The sequence below is a fragment of the Streptomyces sp. NPDC101152 genome, assembly GCF_044768275.1.
In the GTDB taxonomy this organism is placed as follows: domain Bacteria; phylum Actinomycetota; class Actinomycetes; order Streptomycetales; family Streptomycetaceae; genus Streptomyces.
On record NZ_JBIWPO010000091.1, the window covers coordinates 1 to 15,758 of the forward strand.

Below are 15,758 nucleotides of genomic sequence, written 5' to 3' on the forward strand. Positions count from 1 at the left end.
CACGACGGACCGGGGCCTGCTACCGGGCACTCCGGTGTCTACCCGGACGGGACTTCCACCCGCAAGCCTGGACCAGCCTTCAGGACGCAACATGCCGAAACCCTAGATCGAGTGACGGCCGATCGAGCACTCGTACGGGCCCCATACGGCGTAGGTCACACTGTTCCCGCACCGCGGGCCCCATCAGAGCGCACGGTCAATGCGTCCGATTCTCGGACTCACTCCCGCGATCAGACGATCCAGGCCGGTTCGAGTTCGACGATGTCGCCGGTGAGGGACGCGACGTCCGCCTCGATCTGGGCCCGCAGGGCGAGCCGCTCCACCCGCTCGGTGCGGTATTTGCCGTGCTCGGCTGCCGAACGCCACATCGACAGCACCAGGAACTCGTGTCCGGGCGCCTCACCGAACAGCCCGCGGATCATGCCCGGTGAGCCGGCCATGGCCGGGTTCCAGACCTTCTCCTGCATGAGGGTGAAGTGCTCCGCGCGCTCCTCGTGGACCCGGCACAGGGCGACCCGCACCAGATCGGCGTCCGTGAACCGCGGTTCAAAACCGGTCTTCACGTCGAAGCGGTAGTCGAAGAGCTTGACCTGGGAGTCCTTGTACGTGCCCGACTGGGCCGCCGCCAGCCTGTCGTGGGAGCGCGCCATGAAGGAGTCGTAGAAGGAACGGCTCTCCCAGAAGGAGAAGACGTGCGCCACACCCTGCCGCCCCCGGCTCCAGCCCCCGCCCTGTCCCCGAAACCCCGGCTCTCCCAGAAGCCCCGCCCACTTTCGCTGCCCCCGCTCGAAGCCGCGGCGGTCCACCACGGTGCAGCGAATCCACTTGACCAGCACCGCGCCATCGTAAGGCCACCGAGCGTGGCGCCGGTCACGCTCCGGCGGACAGCTCCGGCGCACGCGTACGCGTGCGCGTGGCAGGATGGACAACTGGCCTTGTCCGCCGGGCGGTTCGGGCGGCAGGGGGCACCTGGGGAACGGGGAAGGGGAGTTCTGGTGAACGGCCTCAACAAGGGGATCCGCAAGGCCGAAGTCGCCATCAAATGGGACCCGAGTCCGGCGGGGCAGCCGCCCACCGATCTCGACGTCGTCGCCGCCACCTACCTCGCGGGCGATCCGTACGGAGATCCCGCGTACGTGGTGCACTTCGACAGCCGGTCCCCCGACGGCACCATCTACCTCAATCGGGACAGCAAGGACGGCAAGGGCTTCGGCTGGGACGAGGTCATGACGCTGGAACTCGACCGGCTCAGCGAACGCTACGCGCGCGTGGTGGTCGGTGTGGTCATCCAGCAGCGCTCGGCGCACCGGACCTTCGTCGGCGTGGCCAGCCCGGGTCTGCGCATCCGGGAGGGTTACACCGTCCTGGCCGAGGACGATTTCGGTGACGTCCTCGGAGCGACCGCGGCGACCGTCGGGGAGTTCGTGCGCGACGAGTCGGGTACGTGGGCCTTCCGTCCGGGGCTGCACGGATTCGAGGACGATCCGGCCACGTTCACCCGCACCATGGGCCGGATCGACCCGCCCTGACAGAGGTCAGCCGGCGGTCCAGCCCGGGACCGTCGGCAGCACCTTCTCGGCGACCCGCAGCAACGCCGTGTCGTCCGGTGTGGCGAGGTCCTGACGCCAGATGGCGACCTCGAAGGACCCGCCGCCGTCCTTCACGTCCCTGGCGACCACCAGGGTGCGCGCGATGCCGCCCGGGCCGGTGCCGGCCTTGCCGCCGCCCAGGCTGAAGTGCAGGGCGATGGTCCGGTCCGAGTAGAGGACCGCCGGGTGCCCGAGGATCGTGGTCGTCCGGGCGCCGCTGCCGAGGAACCCGGCGAACTCGGACACCCGGAGATCGTCACCGGACGCCGTGAGCTGCACGGAGTACGTCTTCAGGTCGACGTCCGCCTCGGGCGAAGTCGTCTTCGTACCGTCGGCGGAGGTGGACGTGCTCTCGCTGCCGCTCGCGGTCACCGCCCGCTCGTTCGGCGTGCCGAGGAGCGCGGGCAGGTCGGAACGGTTCAGCGCGGTGCACAACTGGGCGCCCGAGGGGGCCTTCGCCGGCTCGGTGCCATGAGCGGTGTCGCAGACGGCCGGCCCCGTGCCGTTCGCCCCCTGCCGGCCTCCCCCCAGAGCCCACAGGACGCCCGCGAGCCCGGCGACCACCACTACCGCGGCTATCACCTGAGCACCCGTGCTCACGCGCTTCTCGGGCTCACGGCCGCCCGCCGCGGGCCCACCGCCCGTCTCGTTCCCGGAGTCGGCGATTGCCTCGACCATGTCCCCCACGTTCCCCACCCTGTCCTTCGCGCCGGTCGTGCGCCGGGGGAGCCTAACCTGTGATCGTTCTGTGGGGAAGTGGAATTCTCAAGCACTGTGGTCGACGGCGCTCCTGCTGTTTGAACGGCGAGGGCGGTGGCACCGGATCCCGGTGCCACCGCCCTGACGTTCCGGCCGGCTCAGGGGGAGCCGGCGCCGCTGTCAGCTGCAGCCGCTGGTCGAGCCGCAGCCCTCGCAGATGTAGCAGGAGCCGGCCCGCTGCATCTTCGTACCGCAGGAGAAGCACAGCGGAGCGTCCGCCTGGATGCCCAGCTGCATCTCCACCAGTTCGGCGCTGGTGTGGGCCTGCTTCGGGGCAGGCCTGACCGCCTCGATCTCGGCACGCGGGGTGACCACGGCCTTCAGCTCCTGGGCGCGCGGCGCGGACTGGGCCAGGCCCTCGACGTCCACCTCGTCCTCGGAGGGTTCGTACGAACCGGTCTCCAGGTGGCGCTGGCGCTCCTCGGCGGAGTGGATGCCGAGCGCGGACCGCGTCTCGAAGGGCAGGAAGTCCAGCGCCAGGCGGCGGAAGATGTAGTCGACGATCGACTGCGCCATCCGCACGTCCGGGTCGTCCGTCATACCGGCCGGCTCGAAGCGCATGTTGGTGAACTTCGAGACGTACGTCTCCAGCGGCACGCCGTACTGGAGTCCGACGGAGACCGCGATGGAGAACGCGTCCATCATGCCCGCGAGGGTGGAGCCCTGCTTGGACATCTTCAGGAAGACCTCGCCGAGACCGTCGTCAGGGTAGGAGTTGGCGGTCATGTAGCCCTCGGCGCCGCCGACGGTGAACGACGTCGTGATGCCGGGGCGGCCCTTCGGGAGGCGCTTGCGGACCGGGCGGTACTCGATGACCTTCTCGACCGTCTCGCGGATGGCCGCCTCGGCCTTCTGCGTGACCTCGGCCTTCTCCTTCTCCTTGGTCTTGGCGGAGAGGGGCTGGCCGACCTTGCAGTTGTCACGGTAGATGGCGAGCGCCTTGACGCCGAGCTTCCAGGCCTCGAAGTAGATCTCCTCGACCTCCTCGACGGTCGCCGACTCCGGCATGTTGACCGTCTTGGAGATGGCGCCGGAGATCCACGGCTGGATCGCGGCCATCATGCGCACGTGGCCCATCGGGGAGATGGCCCGTTCGCCCATGGCGCAGTCGAACACCTCGTAGTGCTCGTGCTTGAGCCCGGGAGCGTCGATCACGTTGCCGTGCTCGGCGATGTGGGCGACGATCGCCTCGATCTGCTCCTCCTGGTACCCCAGGCGGCGCAGGGCCTGCGGGACCGTGCCGTTGACGATCTGCATCGAGCCGCCGCCGACCAGCTTCTTGAACTTCACCAGGGCCAGGTCGGGCTCCACACCGGTGGTGTCGCAGGACATCGCCAGGCCGATGGTGCCGGTCGGGGCGAGAACGGACGCCTGGGAGTTACGGAAACCGTTCTTCTCACCGATGCGCAGGACGTCCTGCCAGGCCTCCGTGGCGGCGGCCCATACCGGCGTGTCGAGGTCGTCCATGCGGACGGCCACGGCGTTGGCATCCGCGTGCTGCTTCATGACGCGGTTGTGGGCGCTTGCGTTGCGCGCGTAGCCGTCGTACGTGCCGACGACCGCGGCGAGTTCGGCGGAGCGCTTGTACGCCGTGCCGGTCATCAGGGAGGTGATGGCACCGGCGAGGGCACGGCCGCCGTCGGAGTCGTAGGCGTGGCCGGTCGCCATCAGCAGGGCGCCGAGGTTGGCGTAGCCGATGCCGAGCTGACGGAACGCGCGCGTGTTGTCGCCGATCTTCTGGGTCGGGAAGTCCGCGAAGCAGATGGAGATGTCCATCGCGGTGATGACCAGCTCGACGACCTTGGCGAAGCGCTCGACCTCGAAGGACTGGTGGCCCTGGCCGTCGTCCTTCAGGAACTTCATCAGGTTCAGCGAGGCGAGGTTGCAGGACGTGTTGTCCAGGTGCATGTACTCGCTGCAGGGGTTCGAGCCGTTGATCCGGCCGGACTCCGGGCAGGTGTGCCAGTGGTTGATGACGTCGTCGTACTGGATGCCCGGGTCGGCGCAGGCCCAGGCGGCCTCGGCCATCTTGCGGAACAGGGTCTTGGCGTCGACCTCTTCGATGACCTCACCGGTCATCCGCGCCCGCAGGCCGAACGTGCCGCCCTGCTCGACGGCCTTCATGAACTCGTCGTTGACACGGACCGAGTTGTTGGCGTTCTGGTACTGGACCGACGTGATGTCCTCGCCGCCCAGGTCCATGTCGAAGCCCGCGTCGCGCAGCGCGCGGATCTTCTCCTCCTCCTTCACCTTGGTCTCGATGAAGCCCTCGATGTCGGGGTGGTCGACGTCGAGGATCACCATCTTCGCGGCGCGGCGGGTGGCACCACCGGACTTGATGGTGCCGGCGGAGGCGTCGGCGCCGCGCATGAAGGAGACGGGCCCGGAGGCGTTGCCGCCGGAGGACAGCAGCTCCTTGGAGGAGCGGATGCGGGAGAGGTTCAGGCCGGCGCCGGAACCGCCCTTGAAGATCATGCCCTCTTCCTTGTACCAGTCGAGGATCGACTCCATGGAGTCGTCGACGGACAGGATGAAGCAGGCGGAGACCTGCTGGGGCTGCGGGGTTCCGACGTTGAACCAGACGGGGCTGTTGAAGCTGAAGATCTGGTGCAGGAGGGCGTACGCCAGCTCGTGCTCGAAGATCTCGGCGTCGGCGGGCGAGGCGAAGTACTTGTAGTCCTCGCCGGCCTTCCGGTACGTCTTCACGATGCGGTCGATGAGCTGCTTCAGGCTCACCTCGCGCTGCGGGGTGCCGACGGCACCGCGGAAGTACTTGCTGGTGACGATGTTGACCGCGTTCACCGACCAGAAGTCGGGGAACTCGACGCCGCGCTGCTCGAAGTTGACCGAGCCGTCGCGCCAGTTGGTCATGACGACGTCACGGCGCTCCCAGGCCACCTCGTCGTACGGGTGCACGCCGGGGGTGGTGTGGATGCGCTCGATACGCAGTCCCTTGGTCGCCTTGGTGCCCTTGGCGCGGGAACTCCGTGCCGGACCGCTCGCCGTCTCTGTCATGCCGCCTCCCTGTACGGGCAAAACGCCCTGAAGTGCCCCGATGTTCCCGTGGCACGTTGTTCTGTCTGGTGTTGCGGGCACTCACTCGCTACCGCCCGCAACAGGTCTTGGATCGCCGCCGTCCGGCCGGACCCGGAGCCCTGGCCCGCTCTCCGGCCCGCCGGTCAGTCGGCGGCGTGGGCGGGCTCGGGCACCTGAGCGGTCCCGCCGGGCCCGCTGTCGTCCTCCCGGCGCCCCCCACCGGTGTCCGCGCGGTCGTCGTCGTCCGCACGGGCGCGTCGCGTCTCCTCCCTCAGTTCCGCGATCGCGGCCTCGAAGTCCTCGAGCGAGTCGAACGCCCGGTAGACGGAGGCGAATCGCAGATACGCGACCAGGTCGAGCTCCTGCAACGGGCCGAGTATGGCCAGTCCCACGTCGTGGGTGGTCAACTCGGCGCTCCCGGTGGCCCGCACCGCCTCCTCGACCCGCTGGCCGAGCTGGGCGAGGGCGTCCTCGGTGACAGGTCGTCCCTGGCATGCCTTGCGCACGCCGTTGATGACCTTGGTACGGCTGAAAGGCTCGGTGACTCCGGACCGCTTGACCACCATCAGCGAACAGGTCTCCACCGTCGTGAAACGACGGGAGCAGTCCGGACACTGACGGCGCCTGCGGATCGACGTGCCGTCGTCGGTCGTACGACTGTCGACGACGCGGCTGTCGGGGTGCCTGCAGAAGGGGCAGTGCATGATCTCCAACCCTCCTCACAGCAGACTCAATAGCCTCGTTGAGCCCCATGGGCCCCTCGAAGCAGCCCCCAGCATAGGTGATGGCCAGGGGTCTGGAGACCCGGGGGACCACAACTTCTGGGCTGCTGTTGCAATCCAACCACTACATGTGGGGATTGGCCCATACATCCACGCTGCACGCGCGTGTCGCGCGCGTACTGGCATGTGCCATACGACCGCCGCGGCACACGGAATGCGCACGCGCACAGCCGTACCGTTACGGCACGTGGGGAGATACCGTGGGCGCCGCAAGGAGAGGGCGTGCGACTCCCGCGCAGATGGGGACCGATTCCCGGTCGGCGGGATGCCAGGTGGCAGACTGGGGCCGCACCCACGAGGTCAGCATCCCGGCGGTGAAGAGTACAACAATGAGCCCTTTTGTCCGCCAGGGGCCGCGTTAGCCATACACCCACACACGTGATCAAGTAAGCAGATCCGCGTTTTTTCACTCGAACGTGTGTTTGGCGCAACCTTTCGAAAGCAACTACCGTTGTCCAGCAGGGAGACCATCGAGAGGGGCCGACGTGACCACCACCGCAGACAGCGCCACCATCACTGCCCAGGACCGCTCCCAGGGCCGACTCGAGCCGGTGCATGCGATGAACGAAGCCGTGAATCCCGAGGGGCACAAGCGTTCCCTGCCGGGCCGACCTCCAGGCATCCGGGCGGACAGCTCCGGACTCACCGACCGGCAGCGGCGGGTGATCGAGGTCATCCGGGATTCCGTACAGCGGCGCGGCTACCCGCCGTCGATGCGGGAGATCGGACAGGCGGTCGGCCTCTCCAGCACCTCCTCGGTCGCACACCAGCTGATGGCACTGGAGCGAAAGGGCTTCCTGCGCCGCGACCCGCACCGCCCGCGCGCGTACGAGGTGCGCGGCTCGGACCAGGGCGCCACCGTGCAGCCCACCGACACGGCCGGCAAGCCCGCCGCGTCGTACGTGCCACTGGTCGGCCGCATCGCCGCCGGTGGCCCCATCCTCGCCGAGGAGTCGGTGGAGGACGTCTTCCCTCTCCCCCGCCAGTTGGTCGGTGACGGCGAGCTGTTCGTGCTGAAGGTCGTCGGCGACTCGATGATCGAGGCCGCGATCTGCGACGGCGACTGGGTCACCGTCCGCCGCCAGCCCGTCGCGGAGAACGGCGACATCGTCGCCGCGATGCTCGACGGCGAGGCCACCGTCAAGCGCTTCAAGCGCGAGGACGGCCACGTCTGGCTCCTCCCGCACAACGCCGCGTACGAGCCGATCCCCGGCGACGACGCGACCATCCTCGGCAAGGTGGTGGCGGTGCTGCGCCGCGTGTGACAGCCGCGGCGGGCGGTCCGGACCGGGACCGCCCTCTGACCGGGCCCCGGGACCCCTGCGCCGGTTCCGGGGCCCTGTGTTGTGCCGAGTCCCGGGGCCGTCGGCCTCGGATGGGCGGGTGGTCCGGTGCTGCTCGGCGCCGGACCACCCGCCCGTCATTCCGCTTCGGCCTTCTTCGCCGTCGCGTCGATCGCCGCCAGGGACTTCCGAACCTGGTTACGGTCCGTCGTGTACCAGAAGTCCGGCATTGACGCCTTCAGATAGCCGCCGTACCGCGCCGTGGCCAGCCGCTGGTCGAGTACAGCAACCACACCGCGATCCCCCGACGCGCGTACGAGACGGCCGGCGCCCTGCGCCATGAGCAGCGCGGCGTGCGTGGCGGCGACCGCCATGAAACCGTTCCCCCCGGACTCCTCCACCGCCTTCTGCCGGGCGCTCATCAGCGGGTCGTCCGGACGCGGGAAGGGGATCTTGTCCATGACCACCAGCTGGCAGCTCGGGCCCGGGACGTCCACGCCCTGCCAGAGGGACAGCGTGCCGAACAGACAGGTCCGCGGATCGGCCGCGAAGTTCTTGATCAGCTCGCCCAGGGTCTCCTCGCCCTGCAGCAGGATCGGGAACTCCGGGATGCGCGAGCGCAGTTCCTCGGCGGCGAGCTGGGCCGCCCGCATGGACGAGAAGAGGCCGAGGGTACGGCCGCCGGCCGCCTGGATCAGCTCCGTCAGCTCGTCCAGCATGTCCGCCCGGTCGCCGTCGCGCGCGGGACGCGCCAGGTGCTTGGCGACGTACAGGATGCCCTGCTTGGGGTAGTCGAACGGCGAACCGACGTCGACGCCCTTCCACTTCGGGACGTCCTCGCCCTCGGTGCCTTCCGGGGCCAGCCCGAGCGAGGCGCCGACGCCGTTGAAGTCGCCGCCCAGCTTCAACGTGGCGGAGGTCAGGACCACGGAGCGGTCCGCGAAGAGCTTCTCCCTCAGCAGGCCCGACACGGACATCGGGGCGACACGCAGGGAAGCACCGAAGCGGTCGTGGCGCTCGTACCAGACGACGTCCCACTCGCTGCCGTTGGTGATCCGCTCCGCCACGTCGTGGACCGTCTCCACGGACGCCAGCGCCTGCTTGCGCACGGCGTCCTCGTCCTGGACGGACTTGTCGCGCGTCGCGCCGATCGCGGAGATGACCGTACGGCAGGCATCGCGCAGTGCCATGAGCGCGTAGCCGAGGTCCTCGGGGATCTCCTCCAGGCGGCCCGGCAGCGCCAGCTCCATCAGCCGCTCGAAGCCCTCGGCGGCGGTCTGGAGCTGGTCGGCGGCCTTCTCGTTGACCAGCTTGGCCGCCCGCCGCACCGCCCGGTTGACGTGGCCCGGCGTGAGCTCCCCGGTGGCGACGCCGGTGACTCGGGAGACCAGCTCATGCGCCTCGTCGACGATCAGCACCTCGTGCTGCGGCAGTACCGGCGCGCCCTCGATGGCGTCGATCGCCAGCAGTGCGTGATTGGTGACCACCACCTCGGCGAGTTTGGCCTGCTCGCGTGCCAGCTCGGCGAAGCACTCGGCGCCGTAGGCGCACTTCGTCGCGCCCAGGCACTCGCGGGACGACACCGACACCTGGGACCAGGCGCGGTCGGAGACGCCGGGAGTGAGGTCGTCGCGGTCACCGGACTCGGTCTCGTCGGCCCAGTCCCGCATCCTCAGCAGGTCCTGCCCCAGCTTGCTGGTGGGTGCGGCCGCCTCGAACTGGTCGAAGAGGCCGTCCTCCTCGTCCTGCGGGACGCCTTCGTGAAGGCGGTGCAGACAGAGGTAGTTCGATCTGCCCTTGAGCATCGCGAACTCCGGGCGCCGGCGCAGCAGCGGATGCAGTGCCTCGACCGTGCGCGGCAGATCCCGCTCGACGAGCTGGCGCTGCAGGGCGAGGGTCGCCGTCGCCACGACGACGCGTTCCCCGTGCGCGAGCGCGGGCACCAGATAGCCGAGCGACTTTCCGGTGCCGGTGCCGGCCTGGACCAGCAGATGGGAGCCGTCGTCGATGGCCTCGGCGACGGCTTCGGCCATGGTCACCTGGCCGGGGCGCTCCGTACCGCCGACAGCAGTGACGGCAGCATGCAGGAGTTCGGGGAGTGAGGGCTTCGTCATAGCGCGACCACCCTACGACCCGGCACTGACAAACGGGTGATCAAGGCGGTGACGAGGGGCGGGATCAAGACCGGGTGCTCCGCGGCCGGAGCCCGGTTCGGACCGCTTGAGATCGATGCCGACCGGAGCGGGCGACATATGACGGAACCGGGCCTGGTCTCAATGCACTCAGAGTTCGATCGGGGTCGAATTCGCCGTCGGCGCGATCGGCGGCGCGAGAGGGGAACCGGATCGGAGCGACCGGCGTACCAAAAGTGACGATGTCGTGGCACGGTGTCACAGCAGATGGCGCAGGGCCCGGTCTCGGACCATGAGGGCGGCTCGCTTGGCGGGCAGGTCGACCTCGGCGGAGAACCGGAAGCCGGCGTTCAGGAAGGCGGCGACGGAAGGAGTGTTGCGCAGATCGGGTTCCGCGATGACACGGGCGCAGAAGGGGCGCTTGTCGAGAGCGAGATCGGCGACTGCTCTGAGCAGGGTGCTGCCGAGCCCTCGGCCACGGTCGGCGACAGAACCGATGAGGAGGTGGATTCCGGTGTCATGCGGTCGAGCGGGATAGTGACGGGCCAGGGGGTCGAGGTCTGCCCGGTAGATCTCCCAGTAGCTCATGGGCGTGCCGTCCAGCACGCCGAGGCAGGGGACGCTGCGTCCGTCGCCGGTGCACTGCGCCCGCAGGTGCTCCTCGGTCACGGAGTGGGGGCCGGCGAGCTCCCAGAACTCCGCGGCGGCAGGGTCGTTCATCCAGCGGCTGACCAGCGGTAGGTCCCGTTCGATGCGCACGGGGACCAGGTGGAACACGCCTGCCGGTGTGGTCGCGGGACCCCAGCCGGCGACGTTGTCGAGGAGGTCGTCGGCCGTTGCGGAGGTGAAGGCGGGTAGGGCGATACCTGGGGGCCGTCCTCTTGTCCCGTCGGCAACCGCCTGCTCGTCCGACTCGGCCTGCTCGCTGAAGAGTGCGAGCAGTTCGTCGGGCAGGCGCAGGTCCAGCGTGTCCTCGCTGTCCGTGCCCACGCCGCCGGTACCACTCTCGTCCGGACGGGGGCTGGTGTCGGCGCCGGTGCTGGGACCGGGGGCGGGCGCTGCGTGTGCGCCGGCGTCGGTTTGGGACACGGCGACGCTCCTCTCAGAAGACGGGGTGGGGCATGTTCCTCAGGAATGAAGGGGGTTGGCGATGGTGACGTAGATCGACTGGGTGTCGACCGGGCCGACGAGTTCGTCGAGGCCGTGCAGCCGGGTCAGCAGGTTGGCCTTGCAGCGCAGGACGGGTGAGTCGAGCAGGTGGCCCGGAAGTGGGGTGCGCAGCCGGTCGGGCCCGGAGGCGACATCGACGAGGAAGCGGCGGAAGGCGGCGACCAGCAGCCGTTCGTCGGCCAAGCGCTGGGAGCCCAACGCGCCGATGAGGCCGAGGACGTTGTTGATCGCCAGGTAGTACCCGAAGCGCTCGTCGGTGACGTCGTCGGAGACGAAGGTGTCGCTGTGCTCGCCGATGCCGGGCAGCCGGGCATCGAGTTCCGCGCGACGGGATTCCCGGAAGTAGTAGCCCTGGTTGTCGCGGTAACGGCCACCGGCGGGCCAACCGTCGGCGTCCAGGAGGAGCAGCGTGTTCTGCTGGTGCGCCTCGAGGGCGACGCCTGCCTCCGCGTCCAGCCACAGCACGGGACGTACCACCTGCTCGAGGTAGCGCAGGAACCACTCGGCGGCCACGGCCCCGCGCGACCGGCCCGTCCGGCCGGCGAGACGGATGACGACCGTGGCCAGTCGGGACGTCATGGCCGACGGATCGCTCTCCGGGCGGTGTGAAGGCAGTGCGGACGCTCCTGCTCGGGGGTTTGGCTTGGGAGCGACGAGTCCGGCGACGCAGGAGACGTCGTCCGACGAGGTGAACGGGTTGTGCCGGATCACCACGTCGAGTCCAGTCACCGGGTCGCCGTGCGGTGTGTCGACGGCGAGCCAGGCCGGGTCGCGGACGATGTCGAACCGGGGGTGTGCGGACCGCCACTGCTGGGACAGGCCGCCGCGCAGCAGACGGTGGACCTCGACGCCCCGGTGCAGTTCCTTGCGGAGGTTCTCCCGGCGGGAGTTGGTGATGCGCAGACCGAGTGACAGCTTGAGCATGGCGAAGGCGCCGGTCCGGTGGACGGTACGTACGGAGGAGGTGGGATGCCACGGGGAGCCGTGGGAGCCGAGGTCACGGAGCAGTCCCGCGTGGAACAGGGCCGCCGTGTCGGCGCGGCTGCGGATCTCTCGCAGCTGCCACGGGTGCAGGGGCAGGGCAGCATAGCCGTCCGGCAACGGCAGTTCGCCTCCGGCGAGTCGGGCGGTGAGCCCAGTCGCCGGGACGGGACGGCCTCCTTCGGTCCAGGAGGAGTCGGTGGCGAGGACGGAGGGAGCGACTGCCAGCCAGTGCAGAGGAAAGGAGCCGTGCAACTCCGGTGAGTACAGACGTGCTTCGGCCTCGGAGAGTCCTTCGCGGCTCTTGGGCGTCGGGTGCAGCGGATGTCCGAGCACGAGTGACTGCTCGGCGGACAGGAAGAGGTCTCGGTCGTCGGAAGGGTGCGTCCTGCGCTCGCGGATGAAGGTGGCAGTGTGCCGGAGGGAGTCGGCTACGCGGGCGACCAGGTCGGGGACCACGGTTGAGGGGGGAGCGGGGGCAGCGGATGCGCTCGGCGTCTGACAGGCGGCTGTCTCACGGGCGAGCAGGGCGGCGACGGTGACGGCGTCGGCCGGCGGGGCCTGGTCGCCGGTGTCGGCGAAGCGCGGGAGACCGAAGCGGTGCCAACCCGTCGGGGACCAGTAGCGGACCGGTGCGAGCAGTGCTGTGCCGCTGGCTGGGAGGGGGATGCGGAGCGTGCCGTCGCCGGGAGCCGCGAGCCCGGTCTCACGTACCCAGCAGCGGAGCAGGTTGTCGACGGTCGCGGCCTCGGCAGCGATGTGGGGGTCCGGGTGGGTCAGGAGGTCGACGACGGAGTGAGGTGGGTGTTCGGAAGTCGGGGCCCTGCGCTGGGTTCCCGGAGTGGGGGTGATGTTCAAAGCGGTCCTCGTGGGTGGTTCTGGCGCACGCCGGCGAACCGGGGTGCTGCGGCGCGAAGGCTTGTACCGGCTGCGTGAACCGGCGGGCGCGAGAGTCAGTCGCCGCGCCAGCCCGCCCTCTCCGCGCGCTCGTTCTGACGGCGCTGCCGGACATCGGTGCCGTGCGGCCGGTGGGGTCGGGGAGGGTGACCGGGGTAGGCTCGTGCTGCCGTCGCCACGGCGTCGGCCAGGCGGTCGAGGACCGCGGCTGCCTGTTCGTCGCTGATCGTCAGGGGCGGGAGCAGCCGTACGACACTCGCGTGGCGGCCGCCCAGTTCGACGATCAGGCCGCGCCGCAGGCACTCCCGCTGTACGGCCGCGGCGAGTTCGGGAGCAGCCGGGCGAGGGCCACCGGCGCCGGGAGCCCGCACGGGCCGCGGGAGGCCGGCCCCCTCGTCACCCCAAAGGCCGACACTCTCGCCCCCCTCGTCCCAGCAGCCCCTGCCCCCCTCGGCCTCCGGGTCCACAAACTCCACGCCGATCATCAGTCCCCGCCCCCTGACGTCCCCCACGCATGGGAACTGCTGCCCCAGTTCCCGGAGTTGGGCCAGCATCCGGGAGCCGAGCTGTGCGGCTCTGGCGGCGAGTCCGTTGGCGCGGACGTAGGAGAGGGTGGCCGTGCCGGCTGCCATGGCGAGTTGGTTGCCGCGGAAGGTGCCGGCGTGGGCGCCGGGCGGCCAGACGTCGAGGCCGTCCCGGTAGACGACGACCGCGAGGGGGAGGCTGCCGCCGATGGCCTTGGAGAGGACCATCACGTCGGGCGTGATGCCACTGTGCTCCACCGCCCAGAAGGCGCCGGTGCGGCCGACGCCCGTCTGGACCTCGTCGACGATGAGGGGAATGCCACGGGCGCTCGTGATCTCGCGCATCCGCCGCATCCACGCGTCGGGCGCGGGAATGACACCGCCCTCGCCCTGGACGGGTTCGAGGATCATCCCGGCGGGGCGGGGCACCCCCGACTTGGGGTCGTCGAGGACGGACTCGGTCCAGCGGGCGGCGAGTTCGGCGCCGAGCCGGCCACCGACACCGAACGGGCAGCGATAGTCCTGTGGGAAGGGCAGCCGGGCGACCCGCACGTCGGGGGCCCCTCCGGATGCCTCCAGGGCTCCTGCGGTCATGCCGTGGTAGGCACCGGTGAAGGCCATGATCCCGGTGCGGCCGGTCGCGGTCCGTACCAGTTTCAGCGCGGCCTCCACGGCGTCCGTTCCGGCCGGCCCGCAGAACTGCACGCGCGCGTGGCCGGCGAGCCCGGACGGCAGGGTGTGGAAGAGCTCGGTGACGAAGGCGTCCTTGACGGGCGTGGCCAGGTCGAGGACGTGCAGGGGCGCGCCGGAGTCCAGGACCTTGCGGATCGCCTCCAGGACGACGGGGTGGTTGTGGCCCAGGGCGAGCGTTCCGGCCCCGGAGAGGCAGTCGAGGTAGCGGTGCCCGTCGGCGCCCTCGATGGTCAGTCCCCGGGCCCGCACCGGCACGATCGGCAGGGCACGCGCGTAGGTGCGTGCGGCCGATTCGCGCGCCGACTGGCGGCGCAGGATTCCCTCGTACGCACCCCGCGCCGACAGGGACACTCCGTCGGCGCCGTCGGGCATCCGCCCCCCGACGGCTGCCTCGGACGTACTCCCCTCACACCCGGATTCGCCCACGACCTCATGTCCTCCCGCTGGGGCTGCCCACGGACAGCAGGACCCCCACCGCTACCAACCGCCCGTCGCGGACCGGGTTACGGGTGGGATCAAGATCCTTTCGATGAGGGGACCGATGTGTTCAGCAGATCGTCGGTGCCGTGGACCGTCGGTGCCGTGGCCTTCTCCGCTGCGGCCAGGAGATCCGTCAGGTCCGCGCGGGCGCGTGCCACGCGGGAGCGGACCGTGCCGATGGGACAGCCGCTGACCTCGGCGGCCTCCGCGTAGGGCAGTCCCAGCAGTTGGGTGAGGACGAACGCCTCACGCCGCTCGTCGGGCAGGACGGCCAGCAGGTCCAGCAGGGCGATGCCGTCGTCGAAGCCGGGCAGGTCGCACGGCTGGGCCCGTTCGACGGCCAGCTGCCAGTCCGGTACGTCGGACAGGCGGGGCCGGGCGGCCGCGTACCGGTAGCTGTCGATGACGGCGCGGCGCGCGATGGACAGCAGCCAGGAGCGGGCCGAGGAGCGGCCTTCGAAGCGGTGCAGGCTGCCGAGGGCCCGCAGGAAGGTGTCCTGGGCGAGGTCGTCCACGGATTGCGGATCGGCGCACAGATGGGCGACGTAGCGGTGGACGTCCCGGTGGAGCGCGCGCACGAACCGGTCGACGGCGTCCGGGTCGCCGCCTCGGGCGGCGAGCGCCCAGGTTGTTGTCGCAGCGTCGAGCGCCGTTCTGTCGCTTGTGGGGCGCGAGGTGGGCAGGGCAGAAGTGATCACCTGGTGTCCTTCTCGGGATTCGTGATCCGGACCGGGGCGCGCGAACGCGCGGGCGGTCCGGTGAAGTGGGGTGACGACCGGCCGCGCTGTGGCGCTACGGCGCCGGTGCGGTCGTACGGCCGTGGCCCGAGGCGCGCACGGGCGCCTCGGGAATCCAGCTGTCGTCAGGCGACAGCGGTCCCCATGGGCGGGCCCCGAGAGGTGATCGCGTGGACAAGGAGGAGCAGACGTGGCGCACGCTCCGAGCGGCGGCGCCTCAGGTGCGGACGCGGTCGCTGTGGGGTCGCGGGCAGCGCGAGCAGGAGCCGCAGCGGCGCGGCCAGCCGGCCTGCCACGGCACGCAGGATGCGGAAGGCCGCCTTCTCGCCGTAGGCCAACCACAGGCCGCACAGCACCGCGGCCAGCAGGTGGGAGGCGAGCATGGCCGGCGACGCCGAGTCACCGACCGTGGAGTGGCCCACGCCACGCGCCTGTGCCATGTCCATGGGGCCCATGGGAAACGTGCCCCTGTCCATGGGTTCCGGGCCCGTGGACTGCCGACCCATGGATCCCATGTCGCCCATGTACATGAAGGCCGCGGAGCAGGATGCATCGGCTGTCGACTGGGCGAGGGAGAAGGCCTCGTGCAACGCCGTCTGAGCTTGGCGTTTAACGTCGCAGGTCACACGACCTGCTGATCTGCGGTTCTTTCCGGGACAGTGGAGGCGGCCGTTCTCCACGCTTCGAGATGTCGA

The 15,758-nt window shown here is 70.1% G+C and carries 12 protein-coding genes; 2 read left to right on the forward strand and 10 right to left on the reverse strand.

Annotated elements, in window-relative coordinates:
• Positions 1 to 230: 230 nt before the first annotated feature.
• Positions 231 to 836 carry a YdbC family protein gene (locus ACIRVK_RS43830; protein ID WP_404257501.1) on the reverse strand — a complete coding sequence of 202 codons (606 nt, stop codon included), beginning with the start codon at positions 834 to 836 and terminating at the stop codon, positions 231 to 233.
• Between the two features lie 159 nt (positions 837 to 995).
• On the opposite strand from ACIRVK_RS43830, the gene ACIRVK_RS43835 reads away from it, so the two are divergent.
• Positions 996 to 1,529, forward strand: coding sequence for a TerD family protein (locus ACIRVK_RS43835; protein WP_404257503.1), 534 nt, complete (start codon positions 996 to 998; stop codon positions 1,527 to 1,529).
• Between the two features lie 6 nt (positions 1,530 to 1,535).
• Here ACIRVK_RS43835 and ACIRVK_RS43840 read toward each other — a convergent pair whose 3' ends face one another.
• The 3 genes from ACIRVK_RS43840 to nrdR all read right to left on the reverse strand — a co-directional run bounded on the left by ACIRVK_RS43840 (position 1,536) and on the right by nrdR (position 6,088).
• Positions 1,536 to 2,267, reverse strand: coding sequence for a DUF6215 domain-containing protein (locus ACIRVK_RS43840; protein WP_404257505.1), 732 nt, complete (start codon positions 2,265 to 2,267; stop codon positions 1,536 to 1,538).
• 201 nt (positions 2,268 to 2,468) lie between these two features.
• Positions 2,469 to 5,363, reverse strand: a complete 2,895-nt coding sequence (locus ACIRVK_RS43845; protein ID WP_404257507.1) for a vitamin B12-dependent ribonucleotide reductase — start codon at positions 5,361 to 5,363, stop codon at positions 2,469 to 2,471.
• Positions 5,364 to 5,527: 164 nt separating this feature from the next.
• Positions 5,528 to 6,088, reverse strand: a complete 561-nt coding sequence (nrdR, locus tag ACIRVK_RS43850; RefSeq protein WP_404257509.1) for a transcriptional regulator NrdR — start codon at positions 6,086 to 6,088, stop codon at positions 5,528 to 5,530.
• Between the two features lie 563 nt (positions 6,089 to 6,651).
• On the opposite strand from nrdR, the gene lexA reads away from it, so the two are divergent.
• On the forward strand, positions 6,652 to 7,431 hold the full coding sequence (gene lexA, locus ACIRVK_RS43855) for a transcriptional repressor LexA (protein ID WP_242764938.1): 780 nt from the start codon (positions 6,652 to 6,654) through the stop codon (positions 7,429 to 7,431).
• Between the two features lie 155 nt (positions 7,432 to 7,586).
• Here lexA and ACIRVK_RS43860 read toward each other — a convergent pair whose 3' ends face one another.
• From ACIRVK_RS43860 to ACIRVK_RS43885, 6 genes are all read right to left on the reverse strand, one after another.
• Complete coding sequence (locus tag ACIRVK_RS43860) at positions 7,587 to 9,563, reverse strand: ATP-dependent DNA helicase (RefSeq protein ID WP_404257511.1); 1,977 nt, start codon at positions 9,561 to 9,563, stop codon at positions 7,587 to 7,589.
• 276 nt (positions 9,564 to 9,839) lie between these two features.
• Positions 9,840 to 10,670, reverse strand: a complete 831-nt coding sequence (locus tag ACIRVK_RS43865) for a GNAT family N-acetyltransferase (RefSeq protein WP_404257513.1) — start codon at positions 10,668 to 10,670, stop codon at positions 9,840 to 9,842.
• Positions 10,671 to 10,709: 39 nt separating this feature from the next.
• Positions 10,710 to 12,590 (reverse strand): IucA/IucC family protein, encoded by a 1,881-nt coding sequence (locus tag ACIRVK_RS43870; protein WP_404257515.1) that lies wholly within the window; start codon positions 12,588 to 12,590, stop codon positions 10,710 to 10,712.
• A 95-nt stretch (positions 12,591 to 12,685) separates the two neighbouring features.
• The gene (locus ACIRVK_RS43875) at positions 12,686 to 14,218 is read right to left on the reverse strand and encodes a diaminobutyrate--2-oxoglutarate transaminase family protein (RefSeq protein ID WP_404257517.1); all 1,533 of its coding nucleotides are present in this window, start codon (positions 14,216 to 14,218) and stop codon (positions 12,686 to 12,688) included.
• A 143-nt stretch (positions 14,219 to 14,361) separates the two neighbouring features.
• Positions 14,362 to 15,024 (reverse strand): sigma-70 family RNA polymerase sigma factor, encoded by a 663-nt coding sequence (locus ACIRVK_RS43880; RefSeq protein WP_404257519.1) that lies wholly within the window; start codon positions 15,022 to 15,024, stop codon positions 14,362 to 14,364.
• Between the two features lie 164 nt (positions 15,025 to 15,188).
• Positions 15,189 to 15,758, reverse strand: a 570-nt coding sequence (locus ACIRVK_RS43885; RefSeq protein ID WP_404257521.1) for a hypothetical protein, incomplete at its 5' end; no start/stop codon positions are given.

Excerpts from the sequence above, each read along its gene's own strand:
- ACIRVK_RS43840 (WP_404257505.1), bottom strand. The coding sequence starts at position 2,267 with ATGGTCGAGGCAATCGCCGACTCCGGGAACGAGACGGGCGGTGGGCCC.
- ACIRVK_RS43845 (WP_404257507.1), bottom strand. The coding sequence starts at position 5,363 with ATGACAGAGACGGCGAGCGGTCCGGCACGGAGTTCCCGCGCCAAGGGC.
- nrdR (WP_404257509.1), bottom strand. The coding sequence starts at position 6,088 with ATGCACTGCCCCTTCTGCAGGCACCCCGACAGCCGCGTCGTCGACAGT.
- ACIRVK_RS43860 (WP_404257511.1), bottom strand. The coding sequence starts at position 9,563 with ATGACGAAGCCCTCACTCCCCGAACTCCTGCATGCTGCCGTCACTGCT.
- ACIRVK_RS43875 (WP_404257517.1), bottom strand. The coding sequence starts at position 14,218 with ATGCCCGACGGCGCCGACGGAGTGTCCCTGTCGGCGCGGGGTGCGTAC.